General features: G+C 73.1%; 2 protein-coding genes. One reads left to right on the top strand and one right to left on the bottom strand.

What is annotated here, in order from left to right; genetic code table 11:
- Positions 1–4: 4 nt before the first annotated feature.
- Complete coding sequence (locus ACOADB_RS13135) at positions 5–994, bottom strand: SMP-30/gluconolactonase/LRE family protein (RefSeq protein ID WP_378599193.1); 990 nt, start codon at positions 992–994, stop codon at positions 5–7.
- Between the two features lie 110 nt (positions 995–1,104).
- On the opposite strand from ACOADB_RS13135, the gene ACOADB_RS13130 reads away from it, so the two are divergent.
- A partial coding sequence (locus ACOADB_RS13130; RefSeq protein ID WP_378599190.1) for a histidine kinase occupies positions 1,105–1,761 on the top strand: 657 nt, incomplete at its 3' end.

Here is a 1,761-nt window from a genome sequence, read left to right as displayed (position 1 = left end):
CGCTTCATCGCGTCGGGTCGGTGACGACGTCGTACGGGCCGGAGGCGACGGCCTCGTCGAACTTGCTGTCGACGTACAGGACCCGGCCGCGCAACGTCTTCGCCGTGGTCAGCACGCGGTCCGCGGAGGACGCCTCCTGGCCGAGGGTGACCAGGCGGCTGCCGTCGGGCGAGACCCGCAGGGTCGCGATCATCCTGCTGAAGTTGCGGACCACGGTGAGCCGGTTGCCCTGGCGGACCAGGCCGTCGGCGTTGACCAGGTCGGTGTCGGTCTCGATCGCGGTGGCCTCGCCGGTGCGGGCATCGAAGCGCCACATCCGGCCCACGTTGCCCTGCGCAACGACGAAGCCGCTGCGGTCCGCGGAGAGCACGATGCCCCCGAGGTTGAAGCCCGCCGAGCGGGTGATGGTGCCGGTCGCGTCCGCCCACAGCGTCGCCTCCCAGCCGTTCGCACCCGCGGCAACCCGGAAGACCTGCGGGTCGTTGGAGTTGGTGAAGTACGCCGCGCCGTCGGGGCCGATCGCGACGTCGTTGAGGAACGCGTCGGCGGTGCCGGGAACGCGGAGCGCGGTCAGCAGCTCGCCCTGCGGGGAGTAGACCCACAGGTCGGGGCGACCGGTGCCGATGCCGTTCGGGCCACCGGCGACGTAGACCCGTCCGGCGGCGTCGACCGTGATGCCGCGGGCCGTGTAGCGACCGTCGGTGCCGTGGCCGGCGATCCACTCCCCGGTCTGCGCCGAGGTCGCCGAGCCGCGGTGGATCTCGCCGCCGGTGACCTCGCTGACGTAGAAGAGGCCGCGGCGCTCGTCGGCACCGATGCCCTCGAACTTCGAGCCGGCGGGGTTCGCCGGGCCGACGGCGTCGCCTTCGAGCTGGTACGACGACGGGCGGCCGGGTGCGTCGGCGCTCGCGGTCGTCGTACTGCCGACGGCGAGGGCGGAGAGGGTGAGCAGGCTGCTGATGACCGTGGTGGTGACGAGGTGGGTTCGCTTCATGCCTCCACCTTGCGTCGGCGACGGGGTCCCGGACGTCGGGCGGGCGGCTACCGCTCGATAGCCAATTGGATGATGCCGCCCGCGCCCGCGATCCCTAGTCTGGATCGACCATGAACGCGACATCCACGGGGCTCACGGAGCGCCGCCGCCCCGGCGTGCACGGCATCCTCGCCCCGGCCGCGGGACTGGACCGCTGGCTGCTCGTGGTCCTGGTGGTCCTGCTCGTCACCTGTGCGGTGCGGTACGTCGACCGGCACGGCCTCGGCGCGACCGGCGTCGCCGTGCTGGCGGGTGCGCTGGTGCTCGCCCTGGCGTACGCGACCCGGGCGCTGCTCCCCGGGCGCTCCTGGTGGCCGACCGCCTGGGTGGTCGCGATGGTGGTGCTGTGGGGTGCCCTGACCACGGTGGCCCCGTCCTTCGCGTGGTGCGCGGTGCCGGTGGCGTTCGCCGTGCTCCGGGTGTTGCCGTTCCCCTGGGCGGTCGGAACGGTGGTGGCGATGACGGCGCTGTTGACCGCGGCGTGGTCGCGCATCACCGACGACACCGACCCGGTGCAGGTCGCCGGCCCGATCGGCGTCGCCCTCCTCACCGTCCTCGCCTACCGCGCGCTCGACCTCGAGACGCAGGCCCGCCAGGACCTGCTCGACGAGCTGGTCGACGCACAGGCCGACCTCGCCGAGGAGCAGCACCGCTCCGGCGCGCTTGCCGAGCGCACCCGCCTGTCGCGCGAGATCCACGACTCCGTCGGCCAGGGACTGTCGAGCATC

Origin of the sequence: Nocardioides sp. CPCC 206348 (genome assembly GCF_048654705.1) — a bacterium.
GTDB lineage: Bacteria > Actinomycetota > Actinomycetes > Propionibacteriales > Nocardioidaceae > Nocardioides.
Note: the sequence above shows the minus strand (reverse complement) of the source record. Positions and strands in the feature narration are given on the sequence as shown.